The 19088-nt window shown below is 67.1% G+C and carries 17 protein-coding genes and 1 pseudogene; 9 read left to right on the forward strand and 9 right to left on the reverse strand.

All coding sequences use genetic code 11. The features are described 5' to 3' along the window. Positions 1-77 precede the first annotated feature (77 nt). On the forward strand, positions 78-767 hold the full coding sequence (locus tag HWX00_RS20835; protein ID WP_175028125.1) for a hypothetical protein: 690 nt from the start codon (positions 78-80) through the stop codon (positions 765-767). A gap of 22 nt (positions 768-789) precedes the next feature. On the opposite strand, the gene HWX00_RS20840 is transcribed toward HWX00_RS20835, so the two are convergent. Both HWX00_RS20840 and HWX00_RS20845 read right to left on the reverse strand, forming a co-directional pair. Further along, positions 790-1311, reverse strand: coding sequence for a GNAT family N-acetyltransferase (locus tag HWX00_RS20840; RefSeq protein WP_034187899.1), 522 nt, complete (start codon positions 1309-1311; stop codon positions 790-792). Between the two features lie 17 nt (positions 1312-1328). Further along, a pseudogene (locus HWX00_RS20845) lies at positions 1329-2577 on the reverse strand (multidrug effflux MFS transporter). Positions 2578-2872: 295 nt separating this feature from the next. Here HWX00_RS20845 and HWX00_RS20850 point away from each other — a divergent pair. From HWX00_RS20850 to HWX00_RS20860, 3 genes are all read left to right on the forward strand, one after another. Then, positions 2873-3406, forward strand: coding sequence for a hypothetical protein (locus tag HWX00_RS20850; RefSeq protein ID WP_175028126.1), 534 nt, complete (start codon positions 2873-2875; stop codon positions 3404-3406). Positions 3407-3696: 290 nt separating this feature from the next. Beyond that, a complete protein-coding gene (locus HWX00_RS20855) occupies positions 3697-4557 on the forward strand; it encodes an urea carboxylase-associated family protein (RefSeq protein ID WP_175028127.1) in 861 nt (286 codons plus the stop codon). 85 nt (positions 4558-4642) lie between these two features. Continuing rightward, positions 4643-5317 carry a GntR family transcriptional regulator gene (locus tag HWX00_RS20860; protein ID WP_034187904.1) on the forward strand — a complete coding sequence of 225 codons (675 nt, stop codon included), beginning with the start codon at positions 4643-4645 and terminating at the stop codon, positions 5315-5317. Between the two features lie 49 nt (positions 5318-5366). Here the strand turns inward: HWX00_RS20860 and HWX00_RS20865 are convergent, their stop codons facing one another. From HWX00_RS20865 to HWX00_RS20880, 4 genes are all read right to left on the reverse strand, one after another. Next, entirely contained in the window at positions 5367-5765 is a 399-nt protein-coding gene (locus HWX00_RS20865; protein WP_034187905.1) for an ectoine synthase, read from the reverse strand. A gap of 61 nt (positions 5766-5826) precedes the next feature. Further along, the gene (locus tag HWX00_RS20870; RefSeq protein WP_175028128.1) at positions 5827-7167 is read right to left on the reverse strand and encodes an amidase family protein; all 1341 of its coding nucleotides are present in this window, start codon (positions 7165-7167) and stop codon (positions 5827-5829) included. 23 nt (positions 7168-7190) lie between these two features. Next, a complete protein-coding gene (locus HWX00_RS20875) occupies positions 7191-8693 on the reverse strand; it encodes an amino acid ABC transporter permease/ATP-binding protein (RefSeq protein ID WP_049031135.1) in 1503 nt (500 codons plus the stop codon). A gap of 77 nt (positions 8694-8770) precedes the next feature. After that, the gene (locus HWX00_RS20880; RefSeq protein WP_175028129.1) at positions 8771-9613 is read right to left on the reverse strand and encodes a transporter substrate-binding domain-containing protein; all 843 of its coding nucleotides are present in this window, start codon (positions 9611-9613) and stop codon (positions 8771-8773) included. Here HWX00_RS20880 and HWX00_RS20885 point away from each other — a divergent pair. Beyond that, positions 9612-9749, forward strand: a complete 138-nt coding sequence (locus HWX00_RS20885) for a hypothetical protein (RefSeq protein WP_154233740.1) — start codon at positions 9612-9614, stop codon at positions 9747-9749. The genes HWX00_RS20880 and HWX00_RS20885 overlap by 2 nt on opposite strands. Positions 9750-10108: 359 nt before the next feature. Here HWX00_RS20885 and HWX00_RS20890 read toward each other — a convergent pair whose 3' ends face one another. After that, entirely contained in the window at positions 10109-11005 is an 897-nt protein-coding gene (locus HWX00_RS20890; protein ID WP_049034956.1) for a glutamate/aspartate ABC transporter substrate-binding protein, read from the reverse strand. A gap of 423 nt (positions 11006-11428) precedes the next feature. On the opposite strand from HWX00_RS20890, the gene HWX00_RS20895 reads away from it, so the two are divergent. The 3 genes from HWX00_RS20895 to HWX00_RS20905 all read left to right on the forward strand — a co-directional run bounded on the left by HWX00_RS20895 (position 11429) and on the right by HWX00_RS20905 (position 17413). Continuing rightward, the gene (locus HWX00_RS20895) at positions 11429-13090 is read left to right on the forward strand and encodes a S8 family peptidase (RefSeq protein WP_175028130.1); all 1662 of its coding nucleotides are present in this window, start codon (positions 11429-11431) and stop codon (positions 13088-13090) included. Between the two features lie 716 nt (positions 13091-13806). After that, a complete protein-coding gene (mgtA, locus tag HWX00_RS20900) occupies positions 13807-16572 on the forward strand; it encodes a magnesium-translocating P-type ATPase (protein ID WP_082744629.1) in 2766 nt (921 codons plus the stop codon). 97 nt (positions 16573-16669) lie between these two features. Further along, positions 16670-17413 (forward strand): transporter, encoded by a 744-nt coding sequence (locus HWX00_RS20905; protein WP_034187910.1) that lies wholly within the window; start codon positions 16670-16672, stop codon positions 17411-17413. Positions 17414-17481: 68 nt separating this feature from the next. Here the strand turns inward: HWX00_RS20905 and HWX00_RS20910 are convergent, their stop codons facing one another. Beyond that, positions 17482-17766 (reverse strand): transcriptional regulator, encoded by a 285-nt coding sequence (locus tag HWX00_RS20910; protein ID WP_124669898.1) that lies wholly within the window; start codon positions 17764-17766, stop codon positions 17482-17484. Positions 17767-17839: 73 nt separating this feature from the next. Continuing rightward, positions 17840-18715 (reverse strand): LysR family transcriptional regulator, encoded by an 876-nt coding sequence (locus HWX00_RS20915; protein ID WP_049031348.1) that lies wholly within the window; start codon positions 18713-18715, stop codon positions 17840-17842. A gap of 51 nt (positions 18716-18766) precedes the next feature. Between HWX00_RS20915 and HWX00_RS20920 the strand changes: the two genes are divergently transcribed. Continuing rightward, complete coding sequence (locus HWX00_RS20920; RefSeq protein WP_226193970.1) at positions 18767-19045, forward strand: hypothetical protein; 279 nt, start codon at positions 18767-18769, stop codon at positions 19043-19045. Positions 19046-19088: the final 43 nt, after the last annotated feature.

The raw sequence follows: 19088 nt of genomic DNA on the forward strand, positions 1-19088 counted from the left end.
ATCCGGGGCCTAGAATGAGAACAGCGCCGCCTTCCCGACGCGCACCGGTTGCCCCATTCTTCCGATCGTCCGCGACCATGAACATTCGCCACGAACGCTTCACCCGCCCCGCGCTGGGCGTCTTGTGCGTCGCAACGCTCGCCGCCCTCCAGGCGTGCAACGGCGATGCCTGCTTCGGCGTCGATGTCTGCTTCAACAACAATACGCAAACCGTCGCGCTGTCGGGTACGGCCGCGACGGGCGGCGCGCTCGCGAGCGCGCAGGTGACGGTCAGCTGCGCGGCCGGCTCGGCGACGATGCTGACGGACGGCGGCGGCAACTACCGCGTGACGCTCAACGCGACGCTGCCGTGCGTGATCACCGTGGCGTCGGGCGGCACGAGCCTTCATTCGCTCGCGTATGCAGGCGGCACCTTCAATACGACGCCCGAGACCGAGTTGATGCTGGTCTATCTCGCGGCCCAGCTCGGCACGAACACGGCCGGGCTGATCGGTCATTTCCAGGGCAGCCTGCACGATCAGCAGGTGATGAACGACCCGAACGCGGTCCAGGCCGCGCAATCGGCCGTCGTGTCGAACCTGCAGCAGCGCTATGCGGTCACGCTCGCGGCGCCGGCGTTCCTGACCACATCGTTCGTGGTCGGGCAACCGGGCGTCGACAGCGACCTCGTCGCACTGGCCAAGGCCGGCGCGATCGACTCGAACGGACAGCCGGATCCGGTTGCCGTTTCGCTGTTGCAGCAGGCCGGCGCCGCGCATCCGCTGTAACGGGCGCGACGGGAATCAGCCGTCAGGTGCCGGCTTCGCGCGCGTCGTCCGCCAGCAGCGCCCAGCGCTCGTGGTCGCGCCATTCGCCGCCGATGCGCAGATAGCGCGGCGAAAAGCCCTCTTTCGCGAAGCCGAGCCGCCGCACCAGCGCGATCGACGCGTGGTTGCCGGGCTGGATGTTCGCTTCGAGCCGATGCAGTCCCAGCTCGCCGAATGCGACGGCGATCGCCGCGCGCAGCGCATCCGTCATCAGCCCCTTGCGGCTGAAATCCGCCATCCCGTAGTACGCGAGATACGCGCTCTGGAACACGCCGCCGACGATCTCGTTGAGGTTCACGACACCGACCACCGCGCCGGACGCCTGCTCGCGCGCGACGAGGCCGACGTTCGGCCCCGTCAGGCAGCGGGCGAACCATGGGTCGAAACCCGCCTGATCGACGAACGAGTCGACCCACGGCAGATGATGATTGCGGCTTGCGCGATTGGCGGCGATCAGGTCGGCGGCGTCGGATCGGGCGACGCGGTTCAGCAGGATTCGGCTCATGGGTCGGCCGGCCGCGCTTACGCGGCCTCCCCGCGCCCGCAAACGACCGGCGCGGCCTGTTGCTGCGACAGGTAGCGCAGCAGCTTCGTCACCATCCACACGACGATGAACGACAGCGCGACGAAGAACACCGCAAGCGGCGTCAGCACATGGATCGACACGAAGCCGGCCAGCCCCATCATCGCGGACGACACGAGCAGCAGCGCGCAGCCGAGGATCGCGCTCGTCAGCCCGGCGATATGCGGAAACAGCGAATTGCCCTTGGCCATCAGCGTCGGGTACATCGCGCCCGCGCAGAAACCCATCACGAGTACCGGGGTCGCGAGCGTCCACACGCGCAGGCCGACGGTCAGCGCGAGCACCAGCATCGTGACCGATGCGCCGGCCATCACGCGCGCGCCGATGCGCAGCCGTTGCTCGGCGCTCGGCAGCCCGCGCCCGTGAATCCGGTTCGACAGCCCGCCGAGGAAATACATCAAGCCGATCCCGAGCGCGAGATAACCGAAGAAGGTCGGCGGCTTGTGCAGCGTCGTCTGCACCATGAACGGCCCGACGATGTTGAACACGAGGAGGATGCTGTAGCACAGCCCCTGGGCGAGGAAGCAGCTCTGGAACACCGGGCTCGCCAGCACCTTGCCCGCGTTCGTCATCAGCGTGCGCGGCTCGAGATGCACCGGCTTCGGCAAGGTTTCGCGGTAGTGCCACAGCAGCGCCCACATCACCAGCGAGTAGACGAGCAGGAACACGAGGCACGCCCGCCAGCCGAACCATTCCTGCAGGTGCGCGCCGATCACCGGGGCGATGATCGGTGCGAGCCCCCCACGCGATCGACATGTACGTGAACGCGTGCATCAGCGCCTGGCCCGAGAACGAATCGGTGATGATCGCCTTCGCCAGCAGGTTGGTGGTCGCGATCCCGAAGCCCTGCAGGCAGCGCGCCAGGATGAACGTCTCGAGGTTCGGCGCGCCGAGCGACAGCAGGCAGCCGATCGTGTAGATCACGAGCCCGAACGCGAGCACGCGCTTGCGCCCGTACGCGTCCGCGATCGGGCCGAAGATCAGCTGGCCGAGCGCATAGGCCGCCATGTAGCCGGACACGCTCGACTGGATCGCCTGCGGCGTGGTCGCGAACGAGCGCGCCATGTCGGGCAGCGCGGGCACGTAGATGTCGATCGCGAGCTGGCCGGCGGATGCGAACAGACAGATCAGGAACAGCAGGAAGCGCGGCGAATTCGACTCGCGCGCGGGAGTGAGCGTGGCGTTCATGACGACTGGGAAGGAGATCGGGCAGCGGTGCCGCACCGTCGATGTTCGAATGTCGAACAGGCGTGCGATCGTGGCGAATCCCGTATTGTGCCTGTTGTGGCGCCAGGCGACCGGATTCCCCCTGGCGCGGGCGAGGTTGAATGCCGCGCGGCCCTTCCGGAAAGGCGCTGACCGGGGCGGCCGGCCGCGGTTTTAATGTTGATTTAAGCCGACGGCGGCATTGTCCCGGATGGCTCACTCCGTGAGCCGCACGTCATTGTTGATTCGATCAGTCTCGTTTGATGGAGATACGAAGATGCGATTCCGTTCGTACATGGCGGCGGGCGCGCTGGCACTGGTGCCCGTGCTCGCCTTGGCCGGCCAGGCCGGCGCGGCAGCCGCCGCCCAACCGATGTTCGTCGACGTCGACGGGCAGGCCGTGCCCGTGAAAGCCGAAACGCGCGTCGTCCAGACGGCCGTCGGCCCGATGAAGGTCAGCACGTGGAGCTGGCACGGCCCGCAAGGCGGCGCGAGCTTCGAGATGCAGACGTCGTCGTCGGGCGGCATTCCGCCTGCGGCAGCGTTGCGGCAGATGCAGGCCGTGCAGTACCGGATGCAGGCAGCCCAGGCGCAGATGGTCGCGATGCAGCAGCAGATGCTGGCACTCCAGCACATCGCGCTCGCCAACGCGTTCGCCATGCCGATGCCGCAACCGGTCGGGTTCGCGATGCCGGCGTGGGCCGTGCCCCAACCGGTGCTCGTCATCGTGCCGGCGCGGCCTTCGGTGCCGTCGGCGGCGCCGTCGGCACCGGCCCGGCCGGCTGCGCGCGGGCCCGAAATCAAGGCCTGACGCGCGACGCCGGCGCACGAGCGACCGGGCTGCAAAACAAAACCGCCGGCATGTGCCGGCGGTTTTTCATGTGCGGCGCCCGACGTGTCGCCAGAGGCGGCGCGCGCGCCGCCGCCCCGATCCTCCGGACTTTCCTCCGATTGACACACCTCCCCGCCTTCCCCCTATACTCCCCGGAGCGCCAATCAATTGTTGAACAATCAATCATGCGAATTGACGCCTGACCGGCCACCATAAAGGGTTACAGCCGGATCGACGCATCTGCCAACCTTTCCCGAGAGTACCGCGTCATGTCGAACTATCCCGCTGCCTACCAGGTCACCAAGGGCTCCGTCCTGAACGTCGACGAAGCCTTTTATTCCGCGATTGCCCGGCGCCAGGACGCGCGCGAACGGATTGCCTCGCACGTCGTGCCGATCCGCAGCGGCTTCGCTTGGACAGTGCCGGCCGGCCACGTATTCCGGATCGTCACGCTCGAGGGCCCGCAAGTCGCGGATTTCAACATCTGGAACCTGCACAATCCGCGCGAACGCATGTGGGCGTCGCGCACGCGCCAGTTGCAGGCCGCGCACGTGACGACGTTCGACCGGCTCTGGTCGACACTACCGTATCTGCGCCCGATGGTCACGATCACCGACGACACGCTCGCCGGTTACGGCGTCGACGGCGACGGCGGCCGCGTGCACGACCTGCTCGGCACGCGCTGCGACCCGTACGTGAACAAGCTGCTGACCGGCGAGGATTTTCATTTCCACTGCCACTCGAACCTCGTGCGCGCGGTCGCGCCATACGGGCTCACCGAATTCGACGTGCACGACGTGCTCAACGTGTTCCAGTGCACGGGCCTGAACGACGACGACAAGTACTTCATGAAGGCGTGCCCCGCGAAACCGGGCGACTACCTCGAATTCTTCGCCGAAATCGACGTGCTGTGCGCGATGTCCACCTGCCCCGGCGGCGATCTGTCGGTGCCGATGTGGGGGCCCGGCGCGCGCGATCCGATCGACGTGTGCCGGCCACTCGGCGTCGAGGTGTACCGGCTCGACCCGAGCCTGCTCGAAGGCTGGTCGTCGCCGTCCGTCGCGCCGTACCGCGGCCAGCACGGCATGCAGCAGCCGCAGGCCGGCTGGCAGCACGGCGAAACGGCGTAACCCGAGCCGCAGCCCGTAGAATGGCGAAACGCCGCCGGCCGGCCACGCCGGCGGCGCACGATCAGGAGAGGAGCGAACGAACGGAATGGCAAGCGAAAAAGCGAGAGGACAGTCGGTCGCCGACCGGATCAGCCATCAACTGCGCGAGCACATCATCAGCGGCAAGCTGCCGCCCGGCACGGCGCTGATCGAGATGGACCTCGCCGCCGAATACGACACGTCGCGCAACTCGCTTCGCGAAGTCCTGCATCAGCTCGGCCGTGAAGGGCTCGTCACGTTCGTGCGGCACAAGGGCGTCGTCGTGCGCACGCTCAACCGCCAGGACGTGCGCGATCTCTATGTCGCGCGCCGGACGCTCGAACTGCATGCGCTGAACACGGCCGAACTCGCCCAGCCGGCGCTGCTCGAAAAGATGCAGACCGCCATTCGCGCGGCCGAGCGGGAACTCGACAAGGAAAACTGGCAAGCCGTCGGCACGCACAGCCTGCGGTTTCACCAGCACATCGTCGCGCTTCAGAAGTCGGCGCTGCTCGACGAATTCTTCCGGACCATCTCGGCGCAGTTGCGTCTCGTCTTTGCGGCCGATCCCGACGAGAAGCGCGTGCAAACGCCTGACTGGATCCAGCGCGAATACCAGATCTACGACCTGCTCACGCAGAACCGCCGCAGCGAAGCCGTTACCACGCTGGCGCGTTATCTCGACGATTCCGAACGGATGCTCGTCGAAGCGATCAAGCGCGGCCATCGCGACGCAGCCTGACGCCACGCACCGCACGATGCGGTGCGCAACGGCCCGACCGCACACGGGGTCAGGCTTGCCGTTCAGCCGGAAGCGCGTAGCTGCCGTCTTCCCGATGCGTCTCGAGCCCCGTCAGCGGCGGATTGAACACGCACACGAGATGCAGGTCGCCGCGCGTCGCACGCAGGATATGCGGATCGTTCAGGTTCAGCGCATAGATCGTTCCGGGCGTGATCCGATGCACGGTGCCGGTCGCCGTGTCGACCACCTCGCCCTCCCCGGCCACGCAGTAGTTGGTCTCGAAGTGGTTCTTGTAATGCAGATGCAGTTCCGCGCCTTCATGCACGCGCGTTTCGTGGACGGAGTAGCCAACGCCGTCCTGCCTGACGATCATGCGCTTGCTGTCCCAGCCCGGGCCGCGCGCATGGCGTTCGGTATTGGCAATATCGGCCGATCTCACGACGATCATAAGTACCTCTGAATAGTGACGATGAAAGATGACAAGGCGATCCTTGCCGCGGGGAAACGCGTCATGCGAAACCGGTCAGCGTCCGTTCGACCGTGGCCGCGACATCGAAGAGCCATGCGTCTTCGCCGCGGCGCCCGGTGATCAGCAAGCCGACAGGCTGCCTGTTCCGCAGGTCGCCCGGCACACTGATGCTCGGCAGATCGAGCCGGTTGGCGAATTCGGTCAGCCTGAACGCCCGCGCATTCTGTGCGAGATACACGGCTTCGTCGGCCAGATCGGCCAGGCGCGGCGGCAGCATCGGCACCGTCGGCGTCAACACCGCATCCGCGTCGCCGAGTTCGGCGTGGTATGTATCGGCAAGCGCGGCGAGACGCAGCAAAGCCGCCGCGTAGTCGTGCGCGCGCACGTGCTCGCCCGCCGCGATGCGCGGCCCGACCAGCGGATCGTAGCGGTCCGCGGCCGTTGCGAGGCGCGCGCGATGCAGCATGAACGCCTCCGCGGCGATGATGCCGCCCGTGCGGGCGACGGCACCGGCCTCGGCCACGCAATCGAGCCGCTTGCGCAGGATGCGCGCACCCTGCGCGGACAGCCGGGACAACCATCCGTCGAACGCGCGGCCGACCACGGGATCGAGGTCGTCGGTCGCAAATGGCTCGGGCACGATGAACGTGAAGTCGCGAATGGTTGCCGGCGCCGCCCGTTGCAGGCCGCGTCCGTGCAGCACCGCGTCCGCACGCCGGCACAGGCGGACCGTCGCGGCCAGCAAGCCCGGTACGTCGAAGCTGGTCGACAGAAGCTGCATGCCGCCGGTCGCATAGCGTCCGCGCGACGGCTTGAATCCGGTCACACCGCAGAATGCGGCTGGAATGCGCGCGGAACCGCTCGTATCGGAACCCAGCGACAGCTCGGCCGCGCCGAGCGCCAACGATACGGCCGCGCCCGAACTCGATCCGCCGGCGACCCGCTCGCGCCGTGCATCGAGTGGCGTCATCGGCGTGCCGTACGCGTGGTTCACGCCGAGCGCGCCATACGCGAACTCGGTCATCGCCGTCTGCGCCACCACGACGGCACCGGCACGGCGCAGCGCCGCTACCGGTGGGGCGTCGGCGCGCGCCGGCAGCGCGTCCGCCAGCACGCGCGAACCGGCATGCGTGACCCAGCCTTCGCAATCGAAACAGGCCTTCACCGCCAGTACGGCCCCGGCCAGCGGCGCATCGGCCGTCCCGGCGCGCAACGACGCGTCCATTGCCCGCGCTTCGCGGGTCGCCGCGTCGTCACGACGCGCGAGCCATGCCGTTTCGATGTCGCCGGGATGCGCGTTCGCGCGTTCCAGACAGGCGAGCAGTCGCTCGGCACACGCATGATCGTGCATGTCGCTCAGCCGGAAAGCCGTCGGGTCCATTCCTGCTCCGATCCAGTGGTCCGTCATGCAAAGTGAACGTGCTTCAGAAAATCCTTCACGCGCGCGTCCGCGCTGCCGCGGATCCGCTCCGGCGGCACGTCGTACAGGATGCGTCCGTTCTCCATGAACACAATCCGATCGGAAACCTTGAACGCGAAATTCATTTCGTGGGTCACGATGACCATCGTCATCCCTTCTGCTGCCAGCGTCTCGACGACCTTCAACACTTCACCGACGAGTTCGGGATCGAGCGCCGATGTCGGCTCGTCGAACAACATGATCGACGGCCGTGTCGCGAGCGCACGCGCAATCGCGACACGCTGCTGCTGGCCACCCGACAACTGGTGCGGATACTTGTTCGCATGTTCGAGCATCCCGACCTTCGACAGCAGCGACAGTGCCTGCAGCCGGACCGCCGCCGTATCGGCCTGCCGGTGATAGCACGGCGCCATCGTCACGTTCTGCAGCGCGGTGCGATGCGGAAACAGGTTGAAGCCCTGGAACACCATGCCGATATCCAGGATGCGCGCGTCCGACACGCGCGGCGGATGCGAAGCGGACGCGCGGATGAACGATACGCCGTACAGGTCGATCTCGCCGGCACTCACCGGCGCGAGGCCGTTGATGGTACGGATCAGCGAGGTCTTGCCGGAGCCGGACGGGCCGATGATCGACACGACCTGCCCGGGCGCGACGTCGAGATGAATATCCTTCAGCACCTCGTGGCGGCCGTAGCGCTGCTGCACGCCTTTCACGCGCAGTGCGAATTCCGCGCTCGCCCGCGGTCTGGGCTCGACAGCAGGCACCGACAGCGGCAGTTCGAGATCCGCGTGGCCTGACTGCGCGGGCGTGCGGCGGCTGACGTCGAGGTGCCTCTCGAGATAACCCAGCAGCCGGCTGAACACCGTGACGATCAGCACGTAGTAGAACGCGACGGCCAGCATCGTTTCGAACACAAGGAAGTTCTGCGTGTAAAGCCGTTGTCCGACGAGCAGGATCTCGGCAAGCGATATCACGGACACCAGCGACGTGAGCTTGACGATCGTGATGAACTCGTTCGCGAGCGCGGGCAGCGCAATGCGGATCGCCTGCGGCATCACGATCAGCCGCTGGATGCCGGTAAAGCGGATCCCGAGCGCGCGCCCCGCCTCGATTTGCCCGGGCGGCACCGACAGAATCCCGCCGCGATGGATTTCCGCGAAATACGCGGTTTCGCTCAGCACCATCGCGATCAGGCCGGCCGTGAACGGATCGGACAGCACCACGCTGGTCGCGGGGAAGACCTGCGGGAGGTTGTAGATGAAGACCAGCAGCACGAGCAGCGGCAGGCTGCGGAAGAACCAGATGTACCCGGCCGCCGCGCGCTTCAGCAGCGGCCGGTGCGACTGCCTCGCGAGCGCCACCGGAAACCCGAGCAACACGCCGAGCCCCCACGTGGCGACACTGAGTTCGACGACCACGACGCACGCGCGCCAGAAATCCGTGTCCCGCAACAGTTGAAACGCATAGTGCCAATCGAACTGCATCGAAGACTCCTCAACCCCGAAGGGCGATGCGGCCGCACCGAGCGGCACGCGATGGTCGGGTCGTGCCTGCTTCGCGCTTATTTCGCGGCGCCCAGCGCCCCGGCAACGTCGGCCGGCGTGGGCTCCTGCAACCCGTATTTCTTCACGAGGCTGCCGTATTCGCCGCTGCGTTTCGCGTCGCTCAGCGCGCCTTCGAGCGCGCCCTGCAGGCCGCTGTCGCCCTTCGTCACGCCCAGGCCGATCACGATCGGATACAGCAGCGTCGTCGAGCTGATTTCGATGCGCTCGTTCGTCTGCTTCGTGATCCCCTGCGCGACGGCCGCATCCTCGATCTGGACGTCGACCGCCTTTGCCATCAGCGCGGACGTCGCTTCCGGCGACGTCGGGAACTCGAGGATCGCGATCTCGCCGCGGCCGGCCGGCTTGCAGGTGTCCTGCGAGACCGCGCGCAGCTTCGGCGTCCAGGACGCGCCCTTGATCGAGCCGACCCGCTTGCCGCACAGGTCCTGCGGCGTCTTCGGCAGAAATGCGCTGCCTTTTGCGACGAGCAGCGACGCGCCCGTCTTCAGGTACGGCACGAAATCGACCTGCTTCACGCGATCGGGCGTCACATAGAGCGCGGACGCGACGACATCGAAGCGGCGCGCCTTCATCCCGAGGATGAGGTCCGGAAAGCGTGTATCGAGGAACACCGGCTCCAGTTGCAGGTGGTGCGCCAGCATCCGCGAGAACTCGGCGTCGAAGCCGGCGGGCTTGCCGGCATCCAGGTACGCGTACGGCGGATACGTGAGATCCGATCCCACCAGCAGCGTGCCGGACCGCACCGTCTGCAGCGGCGACGCCGCTGCGAGCGAGCACGCGAAGGCCAGCGGCACAAGCGCGCCGCGGAGGAAACGTCGAAGCGGAAGACGAGCGGACATGGCGAAGCTCCTGGGTTATTCGGCTCCCGCGCTGAAACGCCACAACGCCTCCCGCACGCCGCCCTGCGCGGCTTTTCGGGATTTTTCGCCGAAGATTGTTGAACAATTTCGGCCGATTCTGACCAGTTCAAATTGAAATCTGAATTCGGGTTTACGCGGCACACGGCGTCGGCGGACACGCCACGGGCGTGCACGCACAGCCGGTCGCCCGGCGCATGGAACGGGTCATCAAAAAGGAGCAAGGAACTCGCACGGACGAGGCCTGGGACGGCGTCCGTCGAGATACGGCGCCGCGGGCACGACGCGTGTTGCGGGGATCAGGAGGCGGGTTTCGGCATCCGGCACGGACGGCGCCGAGCGGGTTCGCGGCCTCCGCCGCCGCTGCTTCGCAGGCCGGGAGGCCAGCGGATCCGGGCACCGGGGCTGCAACGCAAAACCGCCGGCATGTGCCGGCGGTTTTTTCATGTGCGGCGCGATACCGCCACGATGCGGCGATCAGTACTGCGCCTGGTCCGTCGGATTCTTGAACAGCTGCTTCATCTCCGGCGACAGCGGATAGTTGAGGCTCACGCCCTTCGGCGGAATCGGCTGCATGAACCACTGGTCGTAGAGCTTCTCGGCCGCGCCCGACGTCTGCATCTTCGCGATCACGCCGTCGACGACCCGCTTGAACGCCGGATCGTCCCTGCGCATCATGCACGCGTAGTTTTCGTGGACGAGCGGCGTGCCCGACACCGTGTACGCGCCCGGGTTGCGGTCCTTCGCGATCTCGCCGTACAGCAGCGGCTCGTCCATCACGAACGCCACCGCGCGCCCGGTCGTGACGTTCATGAACGCTTCGGCGTGATCCTTGGCGCTGATGATCGTCATGTTCATCGCCTTCTCTTCGTTGAGCTTGCGCAGCAGGCGCTCGTCCGACGTGCCGGCCGTCGTCGCGACCGTCTTGCCGGCCAGGTCCGCGAAATCCTTCACGCCCGAGTCCTTGCGCGTGCTGAAGCGAATGCCGTACAGAAAAATGCTGTTCGAGAACGCGGCCTGCTTCTGCCGTTCGAGCGTGTTCGTCGTCGACCCGCACTCGAAATCGATCGTCCCGTTCTGCAGCAGCGGAATCCGGTTCTGCGACGTGATCGGGATTTCCTTCACCGTGAGGTTCGGCGCATTCAGATCCGTCTTCAGTTGATCGATGATGCGCGACGCGATGTCCCGCGAGTAGCCGATGTTCTTCTGCTGGTTGTCCGAATACGAGAACGGCACCGACGACTCGCGAATGCCGAGCGACACGACGCCCGTCTCCTTGATCTTCTTCAGCGTACCGGTAAGGGCCTGTGCGTGCGCGGCGCCCGCCAGCGCGCAGGACAGCGCGACAGCCAGCCAACGGAAACGGCGATCCATGCGTATCTCCTGACGAAACGTTGATCGAACCGCGATCGTACGCCCGACAATATTCGCGTCACATCAGGGCAAGCGTAAGCGACTTTCAACACCGGCCGGACCGTGAAAGAGGTTTTCCGTGCCGCGCCAATCGCTTCCGCGCCGTACGGTCACCCCGACCGGCCTCGCACGGGCTCGCCCCCGCCCTTTGTGCCACCCGTTCCAAACGCGCGTTCATGCTGCGCCGCACCGACGAAATCGTTTGCGGCACCCCCTGTTTTTCTCGCGAAACGCACTCAAGAAGCCGCCGCGCACGCCGTTACCCAGTGCATGGCGCGTCGCAGCAACCCTGCTGCAACCGTCAGACAAAAAAGACTAGGTCCGGATCAGCCGGACCAGCGCCACCGCCGGCACGACGGTTATCTACGAGGATCGAGTTTCAACATGAGAGCCAAACGTTTCAATTCTGCGCTGGCGCGCTCCGCACACGCGCGCATGCTCGCCGGCATGCTATCCGCCGCCGCCCTCCTGCCTCTCGCCGGTTGCGGCGGCGGAGGCGGCGGCGACGGCAGCAACCCCTCCTCCTCCAATGCTGCACCGGCGCCGACACCGACGCCGACGCCGGCCCCCACGCCCACGCCCCCCGCGACCCCGCCCGCCTCGTCAGGCGGCAATGCATGCACCACGCAGCAGGCCGCCGTGCAGATGGCTGCGCAGACGGCACCGGCCGAGCCGCCGGTCGATCACCTGATCGTCAAGCTGAAGACGCTGACGGCCACGCGTGCGATGTCGGCCATCGACAACGGGACGCGGCTCGACGCGGTCATCCAGCGCGCGATGACGCGCTGGACGGCGCCGGTGGCCGGCAGCGCGCGCGCCTATGCGAGCACGGTCGCGCAAGCGCCGGTGAACGTGCAGGTCGAACGGACGATCTCGAACGGCGCGGCCGTGCTGTCGCTCGGCCAGCGCATGGCGGCCACCGACGCAGCCGCACTCGCGCAGGCATTCGCGGCCGACAGCGATGTCGACTACGCGGAACCGGATCACCCGATGCAGATTCGCGACACGCCGAGCGACCCGCTCTACAACCAGCAGTGGTACCTGTCCGACCCGACGGCCGGGATCGACCTGCCGCCCGCCTGGAACGTAAGCAAGGGTTCACCGACCGTCGTCACGGCCGTGCTCGACACGGGCTACCGGCCGCACGCCGACCTCGTGGGCAACCTGCTGTCCGGCTACAGCTTCATCAGCAACGTCAACACCAGCAACAACGGCATGACGCGCGGCCCCGACGCAACCGATCCGGGCGACTGGGTCACGCAGCAGGAACTCGACAACGCGAACGGCCCGTACTATCACTGCGCGAGCCAGCCGAGCGACAGCAGCTGGCACGGCACGCGCGTGATGGGCGTGATCGGCGCGACCGCCAACAACGGCACGGGTATCGCGGGCGTGTCGTGGCTCGGCCAGATCCTGCCGGTGCGCGTCCTCGGCAAGTGCGGCGGCGTGACGAGCGACATCGCGGACGGCATGCGCTGGGCAGCCGGCATTGCGGTGAACGGCGTCCCGACGAACCCGCGGCCGGCGAAGGTCATCAACCTGAGCCTCGGCGGCGTCGGCGCATGCAGCACGACGTTCCAGCAGGCGATCGACGACGTCACCGCGAAAGGGGTGACCGTGGTCGTCGCGGCCGGCAACGACGGCCTGTCGACCGGCCTCGACCAGCCCGCGAACTGCCGCGGCGTGATCACCGTCGGCGCGACCGACGCGACGGGCCGCCGCGCATCGTTCAGCAACTTCGGCGCCGATGTCTCGCTGAGCGCACCGGGCGTCAACATCCTGTCGACGTCGAACACCGGCACGACGACGCCGGGCACGGACACCTACGGCCCCGCGAACGGCACCAGCCTCGCGACGCCGCAAGTGTCGGGGGTCGCCGCGCTGATGCTGTCGGTGAACGGCAACCTCACGCCCGCGCAGATCCAGCAGAAGCTGCAAGGCGGCACGCGCGCGGCGAAGCTGGCAGCCGGGACGTCGTGCACCGCGATGCCGGCAGGCTCGGGCATCCTCGATGCGGGGGCGGCCATCGCGTCGGCGAACCAGTAACCGGCGCGCTGACCGACGCGGCCGCGCGCATGCCCGCATGGCGTGCGCGCGGCCGTTTCGTTGCCGTCCGTCCGGCGATTCCGCGCACCCACGCCGGCCCGGTCAAGCATCTCGAAATAACGCCTGACAAAAGGGTTGACGCTTCGCACGACGAGCCATTACCATCGCTCCCGTCTCAATACATGGAGTGTTCTGTGAACACCGATGCGAGTTGTAGTTGGTGCTCGACCAACTTGACTGCTGCCTGAGGAAAACGCGCAGAGCCTCGTCTTCTGCCGCATCCCGGGAAGCAGGATGCGGCGTCCTTCCGGCCTGACTACCGGCCCGATCTCCCGCCGAATTTTTCGATATCGTCGAATGCACGCGACGCGCCATTGCGCGCGTGCGTTCACGTTGCGCGCGGCGCCAGCCGCGCGCGCTCTCCGTTCGCGTGCCGTCCGGCCGCGCGCCTCGTTGCGCGCGGCGCCGCCGATCGCCCGTGCCGATTATCCGCAACCGACAGGAGTGCAGATGAACTCAGACGACAGTAGTCGATTACCGCTCGCCGGTGCGACGCCGCGCATCGACACGCCGACCGCTTCACGCGCGCCGGCGAGCGTTCCCGCCTTTTCCGATCCACAGCCGATCGCGCCTGACGCGACGCGGCGGGGAGCGCTCGTGCGTCGATAACGTCACGGTCGCTCCCCGCCCGCCGCCTCGTGCGCAAGGAGCGACTCATGACAACACGACACAACCCATCGCAGAAGAAACAGCGCGGCTTCATCAAGAGCGGCGCCGGCCAGCAGAACGCGCCGCGCATCATGCGCGCGGCACAGGAAGCGGCCCGCCCGCTCGAGGACACGCTGAAGACGCTGCACACCAGCACGCGCGGCCTCACCTACGACCAGGCCGCCGACCGCCTGCAGCACTACGGCCCGAACGAGATCGCGCACGACAAGCCGCCGCACTGGACCCGCCAGTTGCTGCTCTCGTTCCACAATCCGTTCGTCTACGTGCTGCTGGTGCTCGCCACCATCAGCTTCTTCACCGACGTCTACTTCGCGGCGCCCGACGATCGCGACTATGTCGGCATGACGATCCTGCTGACGATGGTCACGATCAGCGCGCTGCTGCGCTTCGTGCAGGAATTCCGTTCGTTGCGCGCGGCCGAGAAGCTCAAGGCGATGGTCCGCACGACGGCCACCGTGCAGCGCGCGATGACCGACACGTCCGAGCCGACCCGGCGCGAGGTGCCGATGCGCGAGGTCGTGACCGGCGACATCGTGCACCTGTCGGCCGGCGACATGATCCCCGCCGACGTCCGCCTGCTCGCATCGCGCGACCTGTTCATCAGCCAGGCCGTACTGACCGGCGAAGCGCTGCCCGTCGAGAAGTACGACACGCTCGGCGCGGTGGCCGGCAAGTCCGCGGGTACACCGGCCGCCGGCTCGGCGCCCGACGCGTCGGCGTCGCTGCTCGATCTCGAGAACGTCTGCTTCATGGGCACCAACGTCGTCAGCGGCACGGCGACGGCCGTCGTCGTCGCGACCGGAGAAGACACGTACTTCGGCTCGCTCGCGCGCAACGTCGTGAGCCACAAGCGCATCGAGACGAGCTTCGACCGCGGCGTCGCGAGCGTGAGCTGGCTGCTGATCAAGTTCATGTTCGTGATGGTGCCGATCGTGTTCATGATCAACGGGCTGACCAAGGGCGACTGGCTGAGCGCGCTCACGTTCGCGCTCGCCGTGGCCGTCGGCCTGACGCCCGAGATGCTGCCGATGATCGTCAGTGCGAACCTCGCGCGCGGCGCGGTGGCGATGGCACGCCGCAAGGTCGTGGTCAAGCGGCTGAATTCGGTGCAGAACTTCGGCGCGATGGACGTGCTGTGCACCGACAAGACCGGCACGCTCACGCAGGACAAGATCATCCTCGAACATCACCTCGACCTGTCCGGTCACAAGAACGAGGAAATCCTGCGGCTCGGCTGGCTGAACAGCTTTCACCAGAGCGGCCAGAAGAACCTGATCGACATCGCGGTCGTCGCGCGCGCCGACGAGATCGGCGAACGCGTGAAGCCGCAGGGCTACAAGAAGATCGACGAGCTGCCGTTCGACTTCGTGCGGCGCCGCCTGTCGGTCGTCGTCGAGGACCGGCACGGCACGCATCTGCTGATCTGCAAGGGTGCGGTCGAGGAAATGCTCGCCGTGTCGACCCACGTGCAGGACGAAGACGGCGTACGCCCGCTCGACTTCGTCGCGCGCAAGCGGCTGCTCGAACAGGCGACCGCCTACAACGAGGACGGCTTCCGCGTGCTCGTGCTCGCGACGCGTACGATTGCACGCGGCGACGAGCGCGCGCAGTATCGCACCGCCGACGAACACGATCTCGTCGTGCGCGGCTTCCTGACCTTCCTCGATCCGCCGAAGGAATCGGCCGCGCCGGCCCTCGCCGCGCTGCGCGAAAACGGCGTCGCGGTCAAGGTGCTGACGGGCGACAACCCGACCGTCACGATGAAGGTGTGCCGCCAGGTCGGCCTCGAACCCGGCAAGCCGATGCTCGGCACGGAAATCGAAGCGCTCGACGACGCGACGCTCGCGCAGGTCGTCGAACGCACGACCGTGTTCGCGAAGCTCACGCCGCTGCAGAAGGCGCGCATCGTCAAGGCGCTGCAGGCGAACGGCCACACGGTCGGCTTCCTTGGCGACGGCATCAACGATGCGCCCGCGCTGCGCGACGCCGACGTCGGCATCTCGGTCGACAGCGGCGCCGACATCGCGAAGGAAACCGCCGACATCATCCTGCTCGAAAAGAGCCTGATGGTGCTCGAGGAAGGCGTGATCAAGGGCCGCGAGACGTTCGGCAACATCCTGAAGTACCTGAACATGACCGCCAGCTCGAACTTCGGCAACGTGTTCTCGGTGCTCGTCGCCAGCGCGTTCCTGCCGTGGGAGCCGATGCTCGCGACCCAGCTGCTCGTGCTGAACCTGATCTACGACACGTCGCAGATGCTGCTGCCGTGGGACCGGATGGACCCCGAGTTCCTGAAGAAGCCGCGCAAGTGGGAAGCCGGCAACATCAGCCGCTTCATGCTGTGGGTCGGGCCGACCTCGTCGGTATTCGACATCACGACGTACGTCCTGATGTGGACCGTGTTCGGCGCGGGCGCGCTGTATCACCTGAACGGCGGTACGGGCGGCCAGGTCGTGATGAACTCCGGCTGGTTCATCGAGAGCCTCGTGTCGCAAACGCTCGTCGTGCACCTGCTGCGCACGCAGAAGATCCCGTTCCTGCAGAGCACGGCGTCGCTGCCGGTGCTGCTGTCGACCTTCACCGCGATCGCGATCGGCTGCTGGCTGCCGTTCTCGCCGTTCGCGGAAGCGATCGGCTTCATGCACCTGCCGGGCACCTACTGGCTGTGGCTCGCCGCGACGATGATCGGCTACATCCTGCTCGCGCAGATCGTCAAGACGATCTACGTGCGCCGCTACAAGCAGTGGTTCTGATCCGTTCAGGATCGGTACCGGTTCCGTCCGGATGACGACGTGCCGGCCCGCGCCACGCCGCGGGCCGGCACACTCACGACGCTCCACGGGTAATGTGATGAAAAGAATCCTTCCGCTCGCCGCCGCGAGCGCCCTCCTTGCGCCCCTCGAAGCCCATGCCGCCCATCCGCTCGTCAGCGACGACACGGGCACGCAGGGCAACGCGAACTGGCAGGTCGAGTTCAACGGCGAGGAAACCTCGAAACAGGAAGACAGCGGCCGCCACCAGTTGTGGAACGCGACGCTCACGCGCGGGTTCGGCGAACACGCCGACGTGTACGTCAACGCGCCGTACACGCATCTGCAAACACGCACCGACGAGAACGGCGCCGGCATCGGCGATGTCGAAATCGGCATGAAATGGCGCTTCTTCGAACGCGGGCCGCTGTCGCTCGCGCTGAAGCCGAAAGTGACGATGCCGACCGGCAACGACAGCCGCGGGCTCGGCACGGGCCGCGTCGGCACCGGTGCGACGTTGCTCGCGCAGGCCGACGTCGCGCGTGTCTCGCTGCTCGCGAACGCGGGCATCGCGTACCAGCCGAATCGCCAGGGCGACCTGACGTCGGCCTGGGCCGTGTCGGCCGCCGCGATCTACAAGGCGACCGACCGGCTGCAACTCGTGGCCGACATCGGCACGTCGCGCAACACGGAAACCACCGCCGGCGCGAATCCGGCATTCGTGCTCGCGGGCGCGATCTATTCGCCGACGCGCTGGCTCGATCTCGACATCGGCTACCGGCGCGGGCTGAACGATCAGACCTATCGTCATTCGGTGATGGGCGGCGTGACGGCGCGCTGGTAATACGCGGCATGGCGCCGCGCACGCGCGGGCAGCCATTCGACGGGCCGCATCGGCGGCCCGTTCTTCATTCACGGGCCGTCGTTCGCGCCGAACAGTTGCGCGCACACCGCGCGCCCTTCGTCGGTCAGCGCGGCGCTACCGGTGCCGTCCTCGTTCAACGTCGTGGCGCTCAGGCCCGCGGCGTCGAGCTGCGTCAGCACGCGGCGCAGCGTACTCATCGGCAGTTGCGTGCGCTTCGCGATCTTCGGCAGCGACCACGTCTTGCCGGCCGGATCGCTCGCGGCCTCGTGCAGCGTCGCGAGCGTCGCAACGAGCGCGGGATCGAGCGGGGATTCGTCGGATTCTGAAGTCATCGGTTCGGGTGCGTCGGCCGGCGCCGGGCCGGCCTTCATTCAGGAAAGGCGATCGCGGATACTATACGCCGCGTCACGCGCCCTTGAGCGCGGTGCGCATGAACGACACGAAACGCGTGGTGACGGGATCGTCGCGATCCGACAACCATGCGAGCCCCACGCGCCACTTCGCGTCCCGGCCGTCGAGCGGTATCACCGTCGCATCGCGCAGCAGATATCGCGCACTCGACGGGATGAACGCGACGCCGACGCCGGCCGCGACCGACGTCAGCACCGACTGCACGTCCTCCGCCTGCTGCATCACGTGCGGCACGAAGCGGCGCTCGACGCACCACCGGTCGATCTGGGCGGCCAGCCCGGGGCCGCGCGCACGCTGCAGTGCGATGAAGCCGATTTCGTTGAGCACGTCGAGGTCGGCCGGCACGCGTTTGAAGCCGAGATGCGGCGGCACCGCGAGCGCGAGCGCTTCGTCGACCACCTTGAACGACGACAATCCTTCGTCGGACGGCAAACGCAGAAACCCGACGTCGAGCTTGCCCGCGCGCAGCCGGCGCGTCTGCTCGGACGACGACAGGTCGCTCAGCGTGACGGCAATGCCCGGATTGCGCCGCCGGAACTCGGCGATGAGCTTCGGCACGAGCATCAGCACCGACAGGCAGATACCGAGCCGCAGATGCCCGCGCTGCCCGCTGGTCGCTTCCCTCGCGCGCGCAAGGATCTCGTCGGCGTCTCGCACGAGCGCCTGCGCATCGGGCAGGAAGCGTTCGCCGAACGGCGTCAGCTCCGCGCCGTGCCGGCCGCGCTCGAACAGCTTGCCGCCCAGGCTCGCCTCGAGCGCGCCGATCTGCTTGCTCAGCGCCGGCTGGCTCATGTGCAGCGCATCGGCCGCGCGGCTGAAATGGCACAGCTCGGTCACCGTCAGGAACGTGCGCAGCAGTTTCAGTTCCATTCTTGAAAGGAATCAGATCGATTGAAATATTCATTTTACTGATTGAACGCGGTGACGTTCAATACGGACATGCCCTTCCCGGAATTCACCGTCATGTCTTTCGATCAAGCCGTTGATTGTGTGGCCGAGCCGTCATGCGACGGTGCGGACGCAAACGAACACGCTGCCGCAACCGATGCGCGCGCACCGAAACGTCGTGCCGAACGCGCCGACGGCCGCACCCGGCGTTTCCGCTTCGGCGATGCGATCGAAGACCCGCCGCCGCGCACCATGACGGGCTCGATCGCGATCAGTTTCGCGGTCGTGTCGCGACGGAACTGGCCGCGCTGAACGGCTTTCACCCCGCGCGCCGCGCCGACGAGCGGCACGAAAA

Source organism: Burkholderia seminalis DSM 23518 (assembly GCF_902832885.1).
GTDB lineage: Bacteria > Pseudomonadota > Gammaproteobacteria > Burkholderiales > Burkholderiaceae > Burkholderia > Burkholderia seminalis.